Here is an 18,951-nt window from a genome sequence, read left to right as displayed (position 1 = left end):
GAAATAAAGTCAACCAACATTGGTATATTTTACGCCAATTCGCCAGGCATAATCTTGTGGAGTAAAACATGAGCAGCGATAAAATCGTTCATCTGACTGATGACAGTTTCGACACCGACGTGCTGAAAGCCGACGGCGTTACACTGGTAGATTTCTGGGCTGAATGGTGTGGTCCTTGCAAAATGATCGCGCCAATCCTTGATGAAGTTGCAGAAGAGTATGATGGCAAGCTGACCATCGCTAAGCTGAATATTGATGATAACCCAGGCACGGCACCGAAGTATGGCATTCGTGGTATCCCGACGCTGCTGCTGTTTAAAAATGGCGAAGTCGCCGCGACCAAAGTGGGCGCGCTGTCTAAAGGCCAGCTGAAAGAGTTCCTGAACGCCAATCTGGCGTAATTCAGGACTGAACGTCTGGCAGTGGTGAATTTATCTCCTGCTGCTGGACGTTCACTTTCAGGCGTGCTAAGTTACCAACACTGCATTACGAACTTACCTTGTAGTTAGCATCTAAAGTTTTCCCTTGTTGAACCCTGTCGCCCTGTACCTTATAAAGATAGAACGGTTCAGCAATCTTACGGTTAGCTCCAACTCTGGCATCACATTCGGACATCTCCCTGCATACCGATCGCCATTCCATACGATGATCGTCGGGAAGAGCCGAAAAGAGCCATTAACGGCATGGATTAGTTGCCATACCACTCACGACAAACATTCCGAGTATTACCCCGAGTTTAAGAACCCATCACTATGAATCTTACCGAATTAAAGAATACGCCGGTTGCTGAGCTGATTACTCTCGGCGAAAATATGGGGCTGGAAAATCAGGCTCGCATGCGTAAGCAGGACATTATCTTTTCAATCCTGAAGCAGCACGCGAAAAGCGGCGAAGACATCTTCGGTGATGGCGTGCTGGAGATTCTTCAGGATGGATTTGGATTCCTCCGTTCCGGAGACAGCTCCTACCTCGCCGGCCCTGATGATATCTACGTTTCTCCCAGCCAAATCCGCCGCTTCAACCTCCGCACGGGTGACACCATCTCTGGCAAAATCCGTCCACCAAAAGAAGGTGAACGTTATTTTGCGCTGCTGAAAGTTAACGAAGTTAACTACGACAAGCCGGAAAACGCGCGTAATAAGATTCTGTTCGAAAACCTCACGCCGCTGCACGCAAATAAACGTCTGCGTATGGAGCGGGGTAATGGCTCAACGGAAGATTTAACCGCTCGCGTACTGGATCTGGCTTCGCCGATCGGTCGTGGTCAGCGTGGTCTGATCGTTGCACCGCCGAAAGCCGGTAAAACCATGCTGCTGCAGAACATTGCGCAGAGCCTGGCATACAACTATCCGGATTGTACTTTGATGGTGCTGCTGATCGATGAGCGCCCGGAAGAAGTAACGGAGATGCAGCGTCTGGTGAAAGGTGAAGTTATCGCCTCAACCTTCGATGAGCCAGCTTCACGCCACGTTCAGGTTGCTGAAATGGTGATCGAGAAAGCCAAGCGTCTGGTTGAACACAAGAAAGACGTCATCATCCTGCTCGACTCAATCACACGTCTGGCGCGTGCCTACAACACCGTAGTTCCTGCTTCAGGTAAAGTCCTGACCGGTGGTGTGGATGCCAACGCACTGCATCGTCCAAAGCGTTTCTTTGGTGCTGCACGTAACGTGGAAGAGGGCGGTAGCCTGACCATCATCGCGACCGCGCTGGTTGATACCGGTTCGAAGATGGATGAAGTCATTTACGAAGAGTTTAAAGGTACCGGTAACATGGAACTGCATCTCGCCCGTAAAATTGCTGAAAAACGTGTCTTCCCTGCGATTGACTACAATCGCTCCGGTACACGTAAAGAAGAGCTGCTTACTTCCCAGGAAGAGCTGCAGAAGATGTGGATCCTGCGTAAAATCATTCACCCAATGGGCGAAATCGACGCAATGGAATTCCTCATCAACAAGCTGGCGATGACCAAAACCAACGATGAATTCTTCGACATGATGAAGCGTTCATAATCCGATACTGCCAGGCCGGACCACAGATTCGGCTTTTTTAGTTCAAATGTGTAGAAAATCGACCTTACGCCACGTCTCAACGTGGCGTTTTTCATTTGTGAGCTATAGGATTGAACACTGGCAGGAGCATTTATAATGACTGTGGTAGTGATGGCGAATTTTTGACCATTCGTCTGTCTCTTTATGCAGAATTCGGAATCCGACACAGCGATCGGCGCGTTTTTTCGCGTATTGTTGTGCGGGATGTTAGCTGAGAGCGTTTAACGTGAATTTACTCACTATGAGTACTGAGCTTGGTTTAATTTTTCTTTTTTCCCTGGCTTTCCTCTTTTTTGCTCGAAAAGCAGCTAAAAAAATTGGTTTAGTTGATAAGCCTAACTCACGTAAACGCCATCATGGCGCCATTCCGTTGGTGGGCGGCATTTCTGTGTTCGCAGGTATCTGCTTCACGTTTGCCATTACCAACTATTACCTGCCACATGCGCTGCTTTATCTGGGCTGCGCCGGTGTTCTGGTGCTGGTTGGTGCACTGGACGACCGCTTCGACATCAGCGTCAAATTCCGCGCGGTAGTACAGGCCATTGTTGCCCTGGTGATGATGTTTGGCGCAAAACTCTATCTGCTTAGCCTGGGCTTTATCGCCGGCCCGTTCGAGCTTATTGTCGGACCCTTTGGCTATGTGCTGACGCTATTTGCCGTCTGGGCCGCGATCAACGCCTTTAATATGGTGGATGGGATCGATGGTCTGCTGGGCGGACTCTCCTCTGTCACCTTTGCCGCTATGGGTATCATCCTCTACTTCGACGGCCAGACCAGCCTTGCGATGTGGTGTTTTGCGATGATTGCCGCCACGCTTCCTTATATTCTGCTTAACCTCGGTTTCCTTGGCCGTCGCTTCAAAGTCTTTATGGGCGATGCCGGCAGTACCATGATCGGGTTCACCATTATCTGGATTCTGCTGGAAACAACGCAGGGTCTGAGCCATCCCATTACGCCCGTTACCGCCCTGTGGCTTATCGCCATTCCGCTGATGGATATGGTGGCGATTATGTATCGTCGCCTGCGTAAAGGCATGAGTCCGTTCTCGGCTGACCGCCAGCACATCCACCATCTGATTATGCGCGCCGGCTTTACCTCGCGTCAGGCCTTTGTGCTGATCACCGTGGCGGCGGCCATCCTTGCCGGTATCGGTGTGCTGGGTGAGTATCTGGCGTTCATCCCGGAGTGGGTGATGCTGCTGCTGTTCCTGGGCGCCTTTATGGTTTATGGCTACTGCCTGAAACATGCGTGGCGCGTGGCGCGACGTATCCGGCGCATCAAGCGTCGCCTGAGTCATTACCGCGATGCAAAAAACAAATGAACCCGATGCTGATTAAAGGATACCTCTGCCATGCATTCTGACGTTGTGGACAACGAACTGGATATTCGCGGCCTGAGCTGCCGTTTATGGCGTGGCAAGCGCTGGATTGTCGGGCTGGCGCTGCTATTTGCTCTGGTCGCCTGGCTGGTGACACTGTTGCTGAAACAGGTCTGGAGCACCACAGCGATCACCGATCGTCCCACGGTGAACATGCTGGGTTCTTACTATGCGCAGCAGCAGTTCCTGACCAATCTGGATGTGCGTAACAACGCCCTGACCCTGGCTGCGCCGTCACCGACGGTGATGGATCAGGTCTATCAGGAGTTCACCATGCAACTCGCCTCGTGGGATACACGTCGTGAGTTCTGGCAGCAGACGGATTACTTCAAAAGTCGTAAAACCGGCAATGCACATAACGATGCCGCGCTGCTCGACGATATGATCGGCAATATTCTGTTCACGCCCGCTGACGCGGCACATAACCTGCCTGATAACGTCAAACTCAAAGCGGAAACCGCTGGCGACGCCAACAATCTGCTGCGTCAGTACATCGCCTACGCCAGTGAGCGCGCCGCGCGTCATCTGAATGATGAGTTAAAAGGCGCCTGGCGGGCGCGTAGCGACCAGTTGCAGGCGCAGGTGAAACGTCAGGAAGATGTGGCTAACGCGGTCTTTGAGCGCCAGCAGCATCGGCTGGAGCAGGCATTGAAGATCGCCAGCCAGCAGGGCATCAATGAGAAACAGACGCGCGAAGTCGGTGAGAACCTGGCGGACAGCGATCTATTCCTGCTGGGCCAGCCTGTTTTACAGGGACAACTTGATACCCTGCGCGCCACCGGGCCGAGCTTTGATATCAGCTATGATCAGAACAGAGCCATGCTGACCACGCTGCAGACCGGGCCAAAACTGAACAGCAAGTTCCAGACCTACCGTTACCTGCGTACGCCGGAAGAGCCGGTATCACGTGACAGTCCGCGACGTCTGTTCATGATGATTATGTGGGGTGCCGTTGGGGCATTAACAGGCGCAGGAGTGGCGCTGGCACGTCGTCCGCGTCTGATGTCAGACACGCATGAGTGAGAGAAACAGTGTGAAAGTTCTGACGGTATTTGGTACTCGCCCCGAAGCGATTAAAATGGCGCCGCTGGTTCAGGCATTGTCGCAGGATCCCGCTTTTGAATCGCGGCTATGCGTCACTGCACAGCATCGCGAAATGCTCGATCAGGTGCTGCGTCTGTTCAAGCTGGAACCGGACTACGATCTCAATATTATGCGTCCTGAGCAAGGGCTGACCGAGATTACCTGCCGCATTTTAGAGGGCATGAAAACTGTCCTGCTCGACTTCAAACCGGACATCGTGCTGGTGCATGGCGATACCACCACAACGCTGGCGGCGAGCCTGGCGGCTTTTTATCAGCAAATTCCCGTAGGACATGTTGAGGCCGGTCTGCGTACCGGCGATCTCGCCTCGCCGTGGCCGGAAGAGGGTAACCGTAAGCTCACCGGCCATCTTGCCCGTCTGCATTTCACGCCAACTTCACAATCGCGGCAGAATCTGTTGCAGGAAAATTTGCCCGATGCGCGCATCATCGTGACCGGGAATACGGTCATTGATGCGCTGCTATGGGTACGCGACAGGGTGCTGGATGACAGCAATCTGAATGCACAGTTAGCGGCGCGCTATCCGTTTCTCGATCCGGATAAGAAACTGGTGCTGGTCACCGGCCACCGGCGAGAAAGCTTTGGCGGTGGATTTGAACGTATCTGCAGTGCGCTGGCGCAGATCGCCCGCCAGCATCCCGAAGCGCAGATTGTCTATCCGGTACACCTCAACCCTAATGTCAGCGAGCCGGTTAACCGGATACTCAGCGGCATTGAGAATATTATCCTGATTGAACCGCAGGAGTATCTGCCCTTTGTCTGGTTGATGAACCGCGCCTGGCTGATTCTTACCGATTCCGGTGGCATTCAGGAGGAAGCCCCTTCGCTGGGTAAACCGGTTCTGGTGATGCGTGACACGACTGAGCGGCCTGAAGCGGTCGATGCCGGTACCGTCAAACTGGTGGGAACAGATATTGCCAGAATCGTGGCCAGTGTCAGCCAATTACTGAGTGACGACGCTGCCTGGCAGGCTATGAGCCACGCCCATAATCCGTATGGCGATGGCAAAGCCTGTGGTCGAATTTTACAAGCCTTAAAAGATAACAGAGCCGAATTATGAGTTTTGAAACCATCTCCGTGATTGGACTGGGATACATTGGGCTGCCGACGGCAGCCGTTTTTGCCTCAAAGGGAAAAAAAGTGGTGGGCGTGGATATCAATGCGCGTGCCGTTGAAACCATCAATCGTGGCGCGATCCACATCGTGGAACCCGATTTAGATCAGGTGGTGCATGCGGCTGTCACACGTGGCGACCTGCGCGCCACTACGCAGCCTGAAGCCGCTGACGCTTTTCTGATCGCCGTACCGACGCCTTTCAAAGATGAACATCAGCCCGACCTTCGCTTTGTGAAAGCGGCGGCGGAGTCGATCGCGCCGGTTCTGAAGAAGGGCGATCTGGTCATCCTGGAATCAACCTCACCAGTGGGCAGTACCGAACAGATGGCTGACTGGCTGGCGGCGGCGCGTCCCGACCTGCGCTTTCCGCAGCACGGAGAGGCGCCCGATATTTTTGTCGCCTACTGCCCGGAGCGCGTGCTGCCCGGCCAGGTGATGGTTGAGCTGATCAACAACGACAGGGTGATTGGCGGCATGACGCCGGCCTGTTCCGCTCGCGCCAGCGAACTCTACCGGCTGTTTTTAAAAGGCGAATGCGTTGAGACCAACGCCCGCACCGCCGAGATGTGTAAGCTGACGGAAAACAGCTTCCGTGACGTGAATATCGCTTTTGCCAATGAGCTGTCGCTGATTTGTGCCGATCAGGGCATCAACGTCTGGGAACTGATTGCGCTGGCAAATCGCCATCCGCGCGTCAACATTCTGCAGCCTGGCCCGGGCGTCGGTGGCCACTGTATCGCCGTTGATCCCTGGTTTATCGTGGCGCAGAATCCTGAATTAGCCCGCCTGATCCGCACCGCGCGTGAGGTGAATGACGCCAAGCCACAGTGGGTGCTGGACCAGGTGAAAACTGCGCTGGCGGACTGTCTGACGCAGACCGGCAAACGTGCCAGCGATATCACTATCGCCTGCTTTGGCCTGGCCTTTAAACCGAATATCGACGACCTGCGCGAAAGCCCGGCCGTAGGTGTGGCGCAGAACATTGCTGAATGGCACAGCGGCACAACCTGGGTGGTTGAACCCCATATTGAGCAACTTGCGGACGCTCTGGCGGATAGGGCCGAACTGGTCTCCTGCGAGCAGGCGCTGGCCCAGGCTGATATTCTGGTGATGCTGGTCGATCACCGTGGCTTCCGCGCCATGGATGCCGCCGACGTTCAGCAGAACTGGATCGTCGACACCAAAGGTGTCTGGCGATGAAGCGCTTTCTGATCACGGGCGGTGCCGGTTTTATCGGCTCGGCTCTGGTGCGTTTTACCGCTTAGACGGCTGGCATGATCGGCTCCTGGCGTAACAGCTGGCTCAGTGATGACAAGCTGCGTGCCGCCGGTAAAGCGCTGACAATAACCGGCTACGGCCAATACCTGCTGGATTTATTACATGCCCGTCCACGTCAGTATTAATCCCCTAAGCTGGGAAAGCGCATTCTTCGGTGTTGAGACTGTGCGGCTGGAGCCGCAGGGTGATATGCCGCTGGAACAGGCACTGCATCATCCCTGTGCGCTGATGCAGATGAAAGTCGCGGCCAGTGAGACGGCGCTGATTGATACGCTGCAACAGCATCAGTTCCAGCTGGCTGAAGGCGAAGCAGACCTGACGCTGGCGGTTAAAGAGACGGAGCGGCAGGCGGGGATTCGCATTGCGCGTGAAGCACAAATCCCGCTACTGCGCGATGCAGCGTCGCAGCTTTTCAGCCAGAGCCGTTTTCGCGCGCCCTGGTATGCGCCAGACGCCAGCGGACGCTTCTATGCGCAGTGGATTGAGAATGCGGTGCGTGGAACGTTTGACGATCAGTGCCTGGTAGCCAGTGACGCCACCGGTCAGCTGCAGGGATTTGTGTCGCTGCGCGCGGTGGACGGCGATGCCCGCATTGGTCTGCTGGGCGTGCTGCCTGACGCACAGGGCCAGGGACTGGGTCAGCGACTGCTGCTGGCGGCGGCGGACTGGGCGCGGGTACGACAGCTGGCTCAGCTTCGGGTTGCTACACAGCTCAGTAATCTCACGGCGATGCGCCTCTATTTACGCAGCGGTGCCCGGCTCGACAGCACTGCCTACTGGTTTTACAGGAAAGGTCATGATTCCATTTAATGCGCCCCCGATTGTGGGCACAGAAATCGAGTATATGCAGTCGGCGATGAACAGCGGCAAGCTGTGCGGCGACGGCGGATTTACCCGTCGCTGTCAGCAGTGGATGGAGCAGCGTTTTGGCAGCAAAAAAGTGCTGTTGACGCCTTCATGTACCGCTTCGCTGGAGATGGCGGCGCTGTTAATCGATCTGCAGCCTGGCGATGAAGTCATTATGCCGAGCTACACCTTTGTCTCAACCGCCAACGCCTTTGTACTGCGCGGCGCGCGCATCGTGTTTGTCGATGTGCGCCCGGACACTATGAACATTGATGAAACGCTAATCGAAGCCGCCATCACTGAAAAAACCCGCGCCATCGTGCCGGTGCATTACGCAGGCGTGGCCTGTGAAATGGACACCATTATGGCGCTGGCGGCCAGGCATAACCTGTTTGTGATTGAAGATGCAGCGCAGGGGGTAATGTCACGCTACAAAGGGCGCGCGCTTGGCACCATCGGTCACATTGGCTGCTTCAGTTTCCACGAAACCAAAAACTACACTGCCGGTGGCGAAGGTGGCGCGACACTCATCAACGACGCCGGCCTGGTCGAGCGCGCCGAGATTGTGCGGGAAAAAGGCACTAACCGCAGCCAGTTCTTCCGGGGTCAGGTCGATAAATATACCTGGCGCGATATGGGGTCGAGCTACCTGATGGCCGATCTGCAGGCGGCCTACCTCTGGGCGCAGCTGGAAGCCGCTGAGCGCATCAACCAGCAGCGGTTACGCATCTGGCAGCGCTATTATGAGGCACTCCAGCCGCTGGCGGCTCAGGGTCGAATCAGCCTGCCGGTGATCCCCGCCAGCTGTGAACATAATGCGCACATGTTTTACATCAAACTGCGCGATCAGGACGATCGCCAGGCGCTGATCAACTGGATGAAAGAAGCCGAGATACTGACGGTGTTCCACTATATTCCGCTGCACAGTTCGCCAGCTGGTGAGCGTTTCTCGCAGTTTGTCGGCGACGACCGCTATACCACGCAGGAAAGTGAACGTCTGCTGCGCCTGCCGCTGTTTTATAACCTGTCCGACAATAACCAGAGCACGGTTATCAGCTCACTGCTGAGCTTCTTTTCCTGATGTCATTAGCCAGAGCCTCAGTGTGGACCGCATCGTCTACGCTGGTAAAAATTGTGGCCGGTCTGCTGGTGGTCAAGTTGCTGGCGGTCAGCTTCGGACCTGAGGGGGTCGGCCAGGCGGGGAACTTCCGTCAGTTGATCACCGTGCTGGGTGTGCTGGCGGGCGCGGGCATTTTTAACGGCGTTACTACCTATGTGGCGCAGTATCAGCAGCAGCCCGGTCAATTGCGGGCGATGGTGGGCACGGCATCGACCATGGTGCTGGGCTTTTCTGGCGTGCTGGCGCTGCTGTTTCTGCTGGCGGCAGCACCGGTCAGCACCGCGCTGTTTGGCCACGACCGCTATCAGGGTGTCATCCGCGTCGTCGCCTTTCTTCAGCTCGGTATCGCCTGGGCCAACTTTACCCTGGCGCTGCTAAAGGGCTACCGCGACGCGCGCGGTAATGCGCTGGCACTGATTCTCGGCAGCCTGACTGGCGTGGCGGGCTATGTACTCTGCTGGTGGCTGGGGGGTTATCAGGGAGCGCTGATTGGCCTCGCGCTGGTGCCAGCCTTGCTGCTGCCGCCTGCGCTGATGATGCTGAAACGTCGCGCGCCTCTGCCGCTGAGCTGGCTGCGCCCGCAATGGCATCCTGAGCTGGCACGCAATCTGGCAAAATATACCCTGATGGCATTGATCACGGCCGTGACCCTGCCGGTCGCTTGGGTGTTGATGCGTAACCTGCTGGCAGAGCAGGAAGGATGGGCGCAGGTCGGATTGTGGCAGGGCGTCACCAGCATTTCCGATGCCTATCTGCAGTTTATTACCGCGACGTTTAGCGTCTGGCTGCTGCCGACGCTGGCGCGGCTCGACAATAAACGCGACATCGCGCGTGAGATTGGCCGTGCATTGCGCTTTGTACTGCCTGCCGTGGCGGTTGCCAGCTTTGGCGTCTGGGTGCTGCGGGATTTCGCCATCAGCCTGCTGTTCTCTGAGGCATTTCGTGGGATGCGCGATCTCTTTGTCTGGCAGCTGTGCGGCGATGTTTTTAAAGTCGGTGCCTATGTTTTCGGATATCTGGTTATCGCCAAAGCCTCACTGCGCTTTTATGTTCTGACTGAGATCAGCCAGTTTCTGTTGCTGACCCTGTTCTCACGCTGGTTGATCCCGTTACAGGGCGCGACGGGTGCGGCGCAGGCCTATATGTTTACCTATATGGCTTACTTCACCTTGTGCTGTGGCGCTTTTATTGTTTACTGCCGGAAAAAATGACTTTAATTCACGTTTTAGGATCGGACATCCCCCACCACAATCTTACGGTGCTGCGCTTTTTCAACGATGTACTTAGCGTTGAGCAGCCTGTGGCTTCGCCACGTCATTTTATGGTGGTGACCCAGCGGCCTGAGAGCCTTGCTCCGTTCAGTGCGTTGCAGATCGAGTGCTTCACCAGCAAGAAAGCGCTGTCGCAGGCGCTGCTGCAGCGAGCCAGAAATCGTCAGCAGCGTTTTTTCTGTCACGGTCAGTTTAATCCGTGGATCTGGCTGGCATTACTCAGCGGCAGGCTGCGCCGTTCACAGCTTTTCTGGCATGTCTGGGGCGCCGATCTCTATGAAGATTCGCGCAGCCTGAAGTTTCGCCTGTTCTATCTGGTTCGTCGTATAGCGCAGGGGCGTGTTGCACAGGTTTTCGCGACCCGTGGCGACCTGCATCATTACCAGCAGCGTCATCGCCGCGTTCCCGGTTCACTGCTTTATTTCCCGACCCGAATGCCCGCCACCGCCGTTGAGTCTGCGCCGTCAGAGCCGTTTACGGTGCTGCTGGGCAACTCGGGCGATCCGAGTAACCGGCACATCGAAGGCTTAAAAGCGATTCACGCGCAGTTTGGCGAGCAGGTGCGTATCGAGGTGCCGCTAGGCTATCCGCCAGGCAATGAGGCTTACATCAGCCAGATTCAGTCCGCAGCAGAGGCACTCTTCCCGAACGGACAGGTGAATCTGATGCGGGAAAATCTGGCCTTTGATGATTACTTAGCGCTGCTGGCGCGCTGCCATGTCGGCTATTTTATGTTTGAGCGTCAGCAGGGGGTGGGAACACTCTGTCTGCTGATCCAGGCCAACGTGCCGTTTATACTGACCCGCAAAAATCCGTTCTGGCATGATGTAGCAGAACAGCAGCTTCCGGTATTGTTCAGCGAAGACACGCTGTCGCCCGCAGTGATCGCCGAGGCTCGCCGTCAACTGATGCGCTGTGATAAACAGGCAATCGCCTTTTTTGCGCCGGCTTATCTGGCAGGCTGGCGGGCAGCGTTACAGCTCAGCGAAGGGGAATTGTCATGAGTCTGATGCAGTTTGGTGGCCTGCTGGTGGTCTATCTGCTGTCGCTGGTTTTTATTCTGACGCTGACCTGGCGAGAGTTTAAGCGCGTCCGTTTTAACTTCCATCTCTTCTTCACGCTGCTGTTCTTACTGACCTTTTATTTCGGCTTCCCACTGACCTCCGTGCTGGTGTTTCGCTTTAATGTTGAGGTTGTGCCGGTGGAGAATCTGCTGGAGGCGCTGCTGTCGGCGACGGCGTTTTACGCCATTTATTACGTCAGTTATAAAGTGCGTCTGAAACCTGCCAGTGCGCCTCCTGCGAAGCCCTGGCTGCAGATGAATCGGGTTGAAACCCACCTGACCTGTATAATTCTGGCGCTGGTGGCGCTGGGAACCGTGACGGTGTTCTTCATTCACAACGGTTTTCTGCTGTTCCGTCTGACCGCCTATAACCAGATTTTCTCCAGCGAAGTGTCGGGTGTGGCGCTCAAGCGCTTCTTCTATTTCTTTATCCCGGCGATGCTGATTCCCTACTTTTTGAGTCCGACGCGCCGCAACTGGCTGCTGTTCCTGGTGGTGACGGTTGCCTTTGGTTTGCTGACCTACGCACTGGTGGGCGGCACCCGCGCCAATATCATTATTGCGTTTGCCCTGTTCCTGTTCATCGGGATTACCCGTGGCTGGATCACATTGTGGATGCTGGCAACAGCGGGCGTACTGGCGATTGCGGGGATGTTCTGGCTGGCGCTGCGCCGCTATAACCTCGACGTAATGGGTGATGAAGCGTTTTATACCTTCCTCTATCTGACGCGTGATACTTTCTCGCCGTGGGAGAATCTCGCCCTGCTGCTGGATAACTACGCCCGCATTGAGTTTCAGGGGCTGGCACCGCTGTGGCGTGATTTCTACGTTTTCATTCCATCCTGGCTCTGGCCGGATCGGCCACTGGCGGTATTAAACAGTGCGAACTACTTCACCTGGGACGTGCTGAACAACCATTCTGGTCTGGCGATTTCACCCACACTAATCGGGTCACTGGTGGTGATGGGCGGCGTCTGGGCAATTCCACTCGGGGCCGTTGCGGTAGGGATGATTATTAAAGCCTTTGATGCGATCTACCAGCGTGGCTGCCTTGAAACCAACCGGTACACGGGCGCCATCCTGCAAAGCTTCTGTTTTGGCGCGGTGTTTAACATGATCGTACTGGCTCGCGAAGGTCTTGATGCGTTCGGTTCTCGCGTGGTGTTTTTCTGTATCATTTTTGCTGCCTGCCTGGGCATGGCTAAATTACTTTTCTGGTTTCTTGATCGCGCAGGCTTAGTTCGCGACCGCAGCAGGCGGGTTTTGCACAGCCCGTTCTGATTAACCTCTGGACTGACGAGAGATATGACAACGTTAACTGAGACGCCGCAGTACCGTATTCGCGGCGTTGATTTGTATGGCTTCGAAAACATGCCGTCGGCGGTAAATTTTCTGATGCCGCCGCAGCGCGTTCGCAGCGGTATTTTAGTCGCTATTAATGCGGAGAAAATCCTGACCGCTGAGCGGGATGAGGGATTACGCACGCTGTTGGCGCAGGCGGAATATGCCTACGCCGATGGCATCAGCATTGTGCGTTCGATTCGTAAAAAGTATCCGCAGGCGTCAGTGCAGCGCATTGCGGGTGCAGATTTATGGGAAGCGCTGATGGAGCGCGCCGGGCGGGAAGGGACGCCGGTGTTTCTAATCGGCGGCCGTCAGCAGGTGCTGGATGAGACCTGTAATAAGTTACGCCGACAGTGGAATGTGAATATTGTCGGGGCGCAGGATGGCTATTTTGCGCCAGCCGATCAGGATGCACTGTTTGCCCGAATTGCAGCCAGCGGCGCGAAGCTGGTGACCGTAGCGCTGGGATCGCCACGTCAGGAGCTGCTGATGCTGGCGTGCCGTGCGCACTGGCCTGAAGCGCTCTATATGGGCGTGGGCGGAACGTACGATGTTTTCACCGGCCATGTGAAGCGCGCCCCTAAAATCTGGCAGCGACTGGGGCTGGAATGGCTCTATCGTCTGATTCGACAGCCGAGCCGCCTGCGCAGGCAATTAAAACTGCTTAAATATTTGCGCTACCACTGGCGCGGCGATCTCTGATATTGCTGATAAATGCCGCATTTTTAGGCGTTGTGAGTGAGGAAATGCACTATTTGTCGAGAAAGTGCACAAAGCGTAATCAAACGCGTCTTTTTATTTAAAAAGCACTAGACACAGTGGGCGCTTATCTCTAGTATGCACATCCGCAACGGCGCTACGCGCCCGTAGCTCAGCTGGATAGAGCGCTGCCCTCCGGAGGCAGAGGTCTCAGGTTCGAATCCTGTCGGGCGCGCCATATCGTTTGTGCGCATGAGCTTCGGTGGTTGATTTACCGCGGTTGGCAGTAGAGATTTAAATGCTGCAGGTTTTAAACTTGTGACATTAAGTATTGTGGTGGCTATAGCTCAGTTGGTAGAGCCCTGGATTGTGATTCCAGTTGTCGTGGGTTCGAGTCCCATTAGCCACCCCAGATTTTGCTGGGAAACGCGAAGGTGGCGGAATTGGTAGACGCGCTAGCTTCAGGTGTTAGTGTCTTAACGGACGTGAGGGTTCAAGTCCCTCTCTTCGCACCAGGCAAAACAGTTAAAAAAATCGGCGAGTAGCGCAGCTTGGTAGCGCAACTGGTTTGGGACCAGTGGGTCGGAGGTTCGAATCCTCTCTCGCCGACCATTTTAGAAACCTGTCTGAAAAGACAGGTTTTTTTTCGTCTGCAGAAAGAGGATAGGGACCGCCGAAGGAGGCTGGGCCGGGCACAGCCAGATAGCGTTGCTATCAGTGCGAACCTGCTTAGAAAACACAGTCAGATCGGGAAGGCCTATGCTCCCTGAAGCCGTACAGCGGTGAGCGCGGGCAGCTTGTGAGCTTATCCATTGTAACCAGAGTTACGATGCTTTGATTCCGTTCGCAATACGAGCAGGAGCGACAGCGTCGTGAATTGCCGACAAATAAGTCATTGTTATTGTTGAGTTAACAGAGAAACCGACCTTGCTGTCTCCATTCAGAGACAGAGAAAATGCCTACTGTCACCTGATACCGACACTTTCTGCCGTAAGTCGCTGAAGAAAGATTTAGCGATCAACTTAAGCTGTTGATTTATAGTAACTTTAAAAATAAACCTTAACCTGGCACGGCTTGTGCAATACTTCTGCTGTAGATGCTCATTCCACCTCTTATGTTTGCTGATGCGACATAAACCTGGGAATGATGCAGAGCCAATTTTAGGTACCTGTTGTCTGCCTGCCTGTATCGCGTAAGTCTTACAGGGTTAACAGACACCACGTTGAGTCAGGTACCTCCCGGTTGTCTTACCGACCTGATCTTACACCTGCCAATGGCAGGTGTTTTTTTTGCCTGCAAAAACAGGTTGGCAGATTGCAGGCACAAAAAAGCCGGGCGAGCCCGGCTTTATCCTGTCTGAAATATCAGACGTTAGGATTATTCTTCAGCGTCAGCAGCAATCCTTCACGGCGCATTTTCGCGGCCTCTTCCGGACGATGCAGGCGATCATACACATCTGCCAGCCACGCATAATCGAAGGCATCCGGACGCTGTGCCAGCGCCTGCTGCAGCGCGTCAGCCGCCTGCTGCCATTCGCCATGACGCATCAGCAACTGTCCCAGCGTACTGTGCAGCAACGGCGTTGCGCCATGTTGTTTGATCTGCTGGCGTAATGCCTTCTCCAGCGCTTCCGGATTACCGCTTTTGATGCGAGGCATCAACAACACCAGACGATCGTCATAATGACGTTTGAGTCCATCCAGTACGATCGACTGCGCGGTGTCGTGATCGTTGCACTCAATCAGATGATCCGCCATAGCTACCTGCAGGGTCGTATCCTGACGGGTCTTGCGGCTCAGCGTGCTCCACCAGCGCTTCAGGCCATCACTGCCCTGGTCTGCCATCGCCTGATTCATCAGACCCAGCCAGGCCTGCTGCTGTAATGCATCGCGATGCAGTTCATCGCCAACCTGTGACTTCTGCATAGCAGGCAGAATATCCAGTAGTGCACTCCAGGCGCCAGTGCGGACATAAGCCTGTTCGGCCAGGCGCAGCACTTCAGGGTGACGCGGAGCGACTTCCAGCAATCGGTCAATGCTGTGACGTGCAGCGTGATCTTCGTTACGGGCCAGCTGAATACGTGCGCGGGCAATTTCCACGGGGATGGTGTTGCTTTCCGACAGCTCAGCAGCACGCTCAAGATGCTGATTGGCACGAATTTCATCACCACGCTGCTGGGCGGCTTCGGCTGCCAGCAGATAGTTGGCTACCGGCACATCGGCGTGATCGGCATCTTTAGAGAGCAGTTTTTCCACCTGACGGTGGTCGCCTTCTGCCAGCTTCATCAGCGCCGACTGGGTATGACGCTGGGCGCGGCGGCGTTTACGTCCGGTAAACCAGCCACGGGTACGTGCTCCGGTATGCAGCACGCGGCGCAGCAGCCATTCCACGGCCAGAATCACCAGCAGGCTCAGGATGAGGATAATCACCAGGCCGGTAACGCTGGTTTCGATATTCCAGTTATCGGTCTGAATCAACACATAGCCCTGATGACCGGCAATCATGGGTCCCAGCACGACGCCCGCAATCAGCAGGATAAAGAGGATAAATACCTTAAGCATGCTTAGCCTCCCTGCTGATTAGCAGCGGCAGACGGTTGCGCTAACAGGTTCCGCACGCGGGTTTGCATCAGCTGTTCCAGCAATGGCTGACTTTCCAGGTTATCCGGCAGATCCATATTGATATTCTGCTGGCTCAGCTCATCCAGCTGAGCAAGGAAGGCTTTAGTGGCGGCATCATTGGTGTCGTACCAGGCGCGCACCCAGGCGGACACGGTGTCGATCGATTGTTTATAAATCTCATCCTGATGGCGCGGTACGGCCTGAGCAGCAATCAGCAGACGCGAGCGGATATTCTCACGCAGGTAAACATCCTGATTCGGTGCCAGCAGCGGTTGTGCGGTGTTATCGCGGCGGCGGATAGTAATAAAATCATCCATAAAGTTATGCCAGCTTTTCACCAGGTTCTGACGCCATTCGCGCACGGAACCTGAGAGTTCGCCGCCATCGCTGTCCATCGGCGCATCATCGCTGTCGTTATCGGCCAGACGCAGATTATCGACGTTGTTCGACAACTGATTCAGCTTGAGGATCACGCCGTCGTAGTCGACCTGCGTGACGGAAGAGAGGTTGCTGATATCCTGAGTCAGCGCACGACGCACATTCATCACGCTGGGATCATTCATATCGGCCAGGCTGGCATCGGCGCTTTTCAGCAGTGCAGCGGCGGTCGTGACATCCTGATCGCTCCAGAGTTTACGGCCCGCCAGTTTCACCAGATAGTCCGCCTGTGCCAATAACCAGCTGCGCACGTCGTTACCAGAGATGACGGCCACTTTTTCACGCAGGGTTTCCAGCTCTTTTGCTGATGCGCTCTGCTGCTGTTGGGCAGTCTGCAACGCGGTTTCAGCGCCACTCAGTTGCTGTGTCAGCTGCTGCTTATCGCTGCTGGCCTGCTGTTGCAACGCGCTTAATTGATCGCTCAGCTTCTGATTGGTTTGTGCCTGTAAATCAGCCTGATGTTTCCCGTTAAGGTATAAACCCGCACCAATCGCCAGCGCAATGACAATCGCAACGGCTCCCAACACCATGCCACCATTTTTCGCATTACGCGCTGGTGTGCTGTTGCTGGAAGGAGAGCGGTCGACCGCTGGGGTGGTTTCTTCAACCATGGCGGAGGAGTCTTTTTGTTCCGTCATATGTGGCACATCCCATTGTTAAAGTTCAGCGTAACGCGCGCAGCAGCGCATCGTTATCGGCACCATCGGCTACCTGAATATCCTGCCAACCTAATCCAGCGGCCAGGGTAGCCAAACGTTCACTGACGACAATCAGCCGGCAGTGGAGCAGCCATTCCTCGCGATCAACTGCGGGGAAGAGCGAAAAGAGCTGTTGTAACATTTCACCGCTGGTCACCACCAGCACAGAGACACCGCGATTGCGCCATCGGCGGCCTTCGACTGGCCCATCATAATGCTTCTGGCAGCGCTGGTAACAGGCAGCAAACGTAACCTCAGCACCTCGCCGGGTTAATGTCTCTGCCAGTAATTCGCGACCGGGATCGCCACGCAGGATCAACGCACGCTTACCGGCAATCTGCTGAAGCGTGTTTATTTTGATCAATTCCTCACTGGTTTCATGAGCATGAGGCCAGGTCACCTGCTGTCCGCTGACGGTGTGAAACGCCAGCGCGGTGCTACGACCAATTGCATAATAGTCCAGCTCAGTAGGCCATGCTTTGATCGCGTGCTGTGCGTAGTGAATAACCTGCTGAGAAAGGATAAAGACGAGGTCACCAGCACGAAGTCCGGCGAGCTTCTGGGGCAGAGAGGCGAGGGTCGCGCCCGGCGAAAACTCAATCAGCGGCAGGCTCCACGCCTGTTTGCCAAGGGCATGCAGGCGTGACACCAGCTCTGCCGCTGCGGGTTCCGGGCGCGTCACCAGGATGGTCATGTCGGCGGCTGCCCCTGGTAAACTTCTTTCAGGATTTCACGGGCGCCGCCATTCAGCAGCTCATCGGCCAGTGAAATGCCCATCTGTTCTGCCTGCGCGCGTGGACCACGACGTTCGCCGCTGACCATCACCTGGCCATCCGGTGCGCCGACCATGCCGCGCAGCCAGAGGTCATCGCCTTCCAGCACCGCGAAACTGCCGATGGGCACCTGGCAGCCGCCCTCTAAGCGGGTATTCATAGCGCGTTCCGCTCTGACACAGACTTCGGTGTCGTCGTGATTCAGCGCCCGTAACAGGTTAATTAAGACGCTATCGTCCAGACGGCATTCAATGCCAACTGCACCCTGACCCACGGCAGGCAGGGAAACTTCGGCAGGCATTGCCTGTCGAATGCGGTCTTCCAGTCCCAGACGTTTCAGCCCGGCGACGGCAAGAATAATCGCGTCATACTCACCGGCATCAAGCTTGCCGAGGCGGGTGCCCACGTTGCCTCTCAGCGAGCGGATAACCAGATCCGGACGGCGCGCGCTAATCTGGCACTGACGACGCAGACTGGATGTGCCAACAATGGCACCCTGTGGCAGCGCGTCAATAGAGTCATAATGATGAGAAACGAACGCATCGCGCGGATCATCGCGCTCACAGATGGTCACCAGGCCCAGACCTTCAGGAAAACTGACCGGCACATCCTTCATTGAGTGCACGGCCATATCGGCACGGCCATCCTGCATCGCCAGCTCAAGCTCTTTGACAAACAGTCCTTTGCCGCCCACTTTTGCCAGCGGCGTATCAAGGATAATGTCACCTTTCGTGACCATAGGCACCAGCTCAACGCGCAATCCCGGATGGGCACTCATGAGGCGTTGCTGTACATAATGTGCCTGCCATAATGCGAGCGGGCTTTGTCTTGTAGCAATTCTGAAAATTTTGTCTAACATGCTGTTAACCATTTTTATCGTTCACTGAATATCCTATCATCTCTGGGTGAATACTGTCAGTTTCAACGGATTGAAAACGGCCTGCGCGTGGTTTCAGGCCCGGTTTATCAAGCCATAACGTGGGAACCAGTGCTGAAAAGGCGGGAAGCTGGTAAGAACGTGCTAAACTGTTAAGTAGCGCAACTTTCTTTACGGTCAATCTGGCGAGTGTTAGATTGATCACGTTTCCAGCAATTATCTGCCCACTTTTTTACTTTAATAAGCGGCAGAGCGTGGAAACAGGGTGCTTAAA

At 55.2% G+C, this 18,951-nt stretch carries 16 protein-coding genes, 4 tRNA genes and 1 pseudogene; 17 read left to right on the top strand and 4 right to left on the bottom strand.

The genetic code is table 11. The features are described 5' to 3' along the window. The first annotated feature begins 68 nt into the window (after positions 1 to 68). The 17 genes and pseudogenes from trxA to ACR8BF_RS18040 all read left to right on the top strand — a co-directional run bounded on the left by trxA (position 69) and on the right by ACR8BF_RS18040 (position 13,882). Positions 69 to 401 carry a thioredoxin TrxA gene (gene trxA / locus ACR8BF_RS18120; protein ID WP_003851963.1) on the top strand — a complete coding sequence of 111 codons (333 nt, stop codon included), beginning with the start codon at positions 69 to 71 and terminating at the stop codon, positions 399 to 401. Positions 402 to 752: 351 nt separating this feature from the next. Continuing rightward, complete coding sequence (gene rho / locus ACR8BF_RS18115) at positions 753 to 2,012, top strand: transcription termination factor Rho (RefSeq protein ID WP_099257334.1); 1,260 nt, start codon at positions 753 to 755, stop codon at positions 2,010 to 2,012. A 280-nt stretch (positions 2,013 to 2,292) separates the two neighbouring features. Next, positions 2,293 to 3,372: a UDP-N-acetylglucosamine--undecaprenyl-phosphate N-acetylglucosaminephosphotransferase gene (gene wecA, locus ACR8BF_RS18110; protein WP_179899002.1), complete on the top strand. Its 1,080-nt coding sequence runs from the start codon at positions 2,293 to 2,295 to the stop codon at positions 3,370 to 3,372. A gap of 30 nt (positions 3,373 to 3,402) precedes the next feature. Continuing rightward, on the top strand, positions 3,403 to 4,452 hold the full coding sequence (gene wzzE, locus ACR8BF_RS18105) for an ECA polysaccharide chain length modulation protein (protein ID WP_179899003.1): 1,050 nt from the start codon (positions 3,403 to 3,405) through the stop codon (positions 4,450 to 4,452). 10 nt (positions 4,453 to 4,462) lie between these two features. Next, the gene (gene wecB, locus ACR8BF_RS18100) at positions 4,463 to 5,593 is read left to right on the top strand and encodes a non-hydrolyzing UDP-N-acetylglucosamine 2-epimerase (RefSeq protein WP_292985190.1); all 1,131 of its coding nucleotides are present in this window, start codon (positions 4,463 to 4,465) and stop codon (positions 5,591 to 5,593) included. After that, positions 5,590 to 6,849 carry a UDP-N-acetyl-D-mannosamine dehydrogenase gene (wecC, locus tag ACR8BF_RS18095; RefSeq protein ID WP_434745365.1) on the top strand — a complete coding sequence of 420 codons (1,260 nt, stop codon included), beginning with the start codon at positions 5,590 to 5,592 and terminating at the stop codon, positions 6,847 to 6,849. The genes wecB and wecC overlap by 4 nt, the downstream gene beginning before the upstream one ends. A gap of 83 nt (positions 6,850 to 6,932) precedes the next feature. After that, a pseudogene (locus ACR8BF_RS18090) lies at positions 6,933 to 7,052 on the top strand (glucose-1-phosphate thymidylyltransferase 2 RmlA2); the annotation flags it as partial. Further along, positions 7,030 to 7,737 (top strand): dTDP-4-amino-4,6-dideoxy-D-galactose acyltransferase, encoded by a 708-nt coding sequence (gene rffC, locus ACR8BF_RS18085; RefSeq protein WP_179899006.1) that lies wholly within the window; start codon positions 7,030 to 7,032, stop codon positions 7,735 to 7,737. The pseudogene ACR8BF_RS18090 and the gene rffC, both read left to right, overlap by 23 nt. Further along, a complete protein-coding gene (gene rffA / locus ACR8BF_RS18080; protein ID WP_179899007.1) occupies positions 7,724 to 8,854 on the top strand; it encodes a dTDP-4-amino-4,6-dideoxygalactose transaminase in 1,131 nt (376 codons plus the stop codon). Before rffC ends, rffA begins: the two co-directional genes overlap by 14 nt. After that, positions 8,854 to 10,104, top strand: coding sequence for a lipid III flippase WzxE (gene wzxE / locus ACR8BF_RS18075; protein WP_313701269.1), 1,251 nt, complete (start codon positions 8,854 to 8,856; stop codon positions 10,102 to 10,104). Before rffA ends, wzxE begins: the two co-directional genes overlap by 1 nt. After that, entirely contained in the window at positions 10,101 to 11,168 is a 1,068-nt protein-coding gene (locus ACR8BF_RS18070; RefSeq protein WP_434745364.1) for a TDP-N-acetylfucosamine:lipid II N-acetylfucosaminyltransferase, read from the top strand. Before wzxE ends, ACR8BF_RS18070 begins: the two co-directional genes overlap by 4 nt. Then, complete coding sequence (gene wzyE / locus ACR8BF_RS18065) at positions 11,165 to 12,508, top strand: ECA oligosaccharide polymerase (RefSeq protein ID WP_434745363.1); 1,344 nt, start codon at positions 11,165 to 11,167, stop codon at positions 12,506 to 12,508. Before ACR8BF_RS18070 ends, wzyE begins: the two co-directional genes overlap by 4 nt. Before the next feature lie 24 nt (positions 12,509 to 12,532). Continuing rightward, the gene (gene wecG, locus ACR8BF_RS18060; protein WP_313701275.1) at positions 12,533 to 13,273 is read left to right on the top strand and encodes a lipopolysaccharide N-acetylmannosaminouronosyltransferase; all 741 of its coding nucleotides are present in this window, start codon (positions 12,533 to 12,535) and stop codon (positions 13,271 to 13,273) included. A 158-nt stretch (positions 13,274 to 13,431) separates the two neighbouring features. Continuing rightward, positions 13,432 to 13,508 (top strand) — tRNA-Arg (locus ACR8BF_RS18055). A 98-nt stretch (positions 13,509 to 13,606) separates the two neighbouring features. After that, positions 13,607 to 13,682, top strand: a tRNA-His gene (locus ACR8BF_RS18050). A 16-nt stretch (positions 13,683 to 13,698) separates the two neighbouring features. Further along, positions 13,699 to 13,785 (top strand) — tRNA-Leu (locus tag ACR8BF_RS18045). Between the two features lie 20 nt (positions 13,786 to 13,805). Next, positions 13,806 to 13,882 (top strand) — tRNA-Pro (locus ACR8BF_RS18040). A gap of 752 nt (positions 13,883 to 14,634) precedes the next feature. Here ACR8BF_RS18040 and hemY read toward each other — a convergent pair. From hemY to hemC, 4 genes are read right to left on the bottom strand one after another with little or no spacing between them, the layout of a single operon-like run. Continuing rightward, positions 14,635 to 15,831, bottom strand: coding sequence for a protoheme IX biogenesis protein HemY (hemY, locus tag ACR8BF_RS18035; protein ID WP_179899012.1), 1,197 nt, complete (start codon positions 15,829 to 15,831; stop codon positions 14,635 to 14,637). Positions 15,832 to 15,833: 2 nt separating this feature from the next. After that, complete coding sequence (gene hemX, locus ACR8BF_RS18030; protein ID WP_292985036.1) at positions 15,834 to 16,967, bottom strand: uroporphyrinogen-III C-methyltransferase; 1,134 nt, start codon at positions 16,965 to 16,967, stop codon at positions 15,834 to 15,836. A 25-nt stretch (positions 16,968 to 16,992) separates the two neighbouring features. After that, positions 16,993 to 17,721, bottom strand: a complete 729-nt coding sequence (gene hemD / locus ACR8BF_RS18025) for a uroporphyrinogen-III synthase (protein ID WP_434745362.1) — start codon at positions 17,719 to 17,721, stop codon at positions 16,993 to 16,995. Next, the gene (gene hemC / locus ACR8BF_RS18020; RefSeq protein ID WP_179899015.1) at positions 17,718 to 18,659 is read right to left on the bottom strand and encodes a hydroxymethylbilane synthase; all 942 of its coding nucleotides are present in this window, start codon (positions 18,657 to 18,659) and stop codon (positions 17,718 to 17,720) included. Before hemC ends, hemD begins: the two co-directional genes overlap by 4 nt. Between the last annotated feature and the right edge of the window lie 292 nt (positions 18,660 to 18,951).

It is taken from the genome of Candidatus Pantoea rara (assembly GCF_051136265.1).
Classification (GTDB): Bacteria; Pseudomonadota; Gammaproteobacteria; order Enterobacterales; family Enterobacteriaceae; genus Pantoea; species Pantoea rara.
The sequence above is the reverse complement of the archived record's forward strand: the minus strand, read 5'-3'. Positions and strand labels throughout refer to the sequence as shown.

Excerpts from the sequence above, each read along its gene's own strand:
- hemC (WP_179899015.1), bottom strand. The coding sequence starts at position 18,659 with ATGTTAGACAAAATTTTCAGAATTGCTACAAGACAAAGCCCGCTCGCA.
- rffA (WP_179899007.1), top strand. The coding sequence starts at position 7,724 with ATGATTCCATTTAATGCGCCCCCGATTGTGGGCACAGAAATCGAGTAT.
- wecC (WP_434745365.1), top strand. The coding sequence starts at position 5,590 with ATGAGTTTTGAAACCATCTCCGTGATTGGACTGGGATACATTGGGCTG.
- wecG (WP_313701275.1), top strand. The coding sequence starts at position 12,533 with ATGACAACGTTAACTGAGACGCCGCAGTACCGTATTCGCGGCGTTGAT.
- hemD (WP_434745362.1), bottom strand. The coding sequence starts at position 17,721 with ATGACCATCCTGGTGACGCGCCCGGAACCCGCAGCGGCAGAGCTGGTG.
- wecA (WP_179899002.1), top strand. The coding sequence starts at position 2,293 with ATGAGTACTGAGCTTGGTTTAATTTTTCTTTTTTCCCTGGCTTTCCTC.
- trxA (WP_003851963.1), top strand. The coding sequence starts at position 69 with ATGAGCAGCGATAAAATCGTTCATCTGACTGATGACAGTTTCGACACC.
- ACR8BF_RS18070 (WP_434745364.1), top strand. The coding sequence starts at position 10,101 with ATGACTTTAATTCACGTTTTAGGATCGGACATCCCCCACCACAATCTT.
- wzzE (WP_179899003.1), top strand. The coding sequence starts at position 3,403 with ATGCATTCTGACGTTGTGGACAACGAACTGGATATTCGCGGCCTGAGC.
- wzyE (WP_434745363.1), top strand. The coding sequence starts at position 11,165 with ATGAGTCTGATGCAGTTTGGTGGCCTGCTGGTGGTCTATCTGCTGTCG.
- wzxE (WP_313701269.1), top strand. The coding sequence starts at position 8,854 with ATGTCATTAGCCAGAGCCTCAGTGTGGACCGCATCGTCTACGCTGGTA.
- rffC (WP_179899006.1), top strand. The coding sequence starts at position 7,030 with ATGCCCGTCCACGTCAGTATTAATCCCCTAAGCTGGGAAAGCGCATTC.
- hemX (WP_292985036.1), bottom strand. The coding sequence starts at position 16,967 with ATGACGGAACAAAAAGACTCCTCCGCCATGGTTGAAGAAACCACCCCA.
- hemY (WP_179899012.1), bottom strand. The coding sequence starts at position 15,831 with ATGCTTAAGGTATTTATCCTCTTTATCCTGCTGATTGCGGGCGTCGTG.
- rho (WP_099257334.1), top strand. The coding sequence starts at position 753 with ATGAATCTTACCGAATTAAAGAATACGCCGGTTGCTGAGCTGATTACT.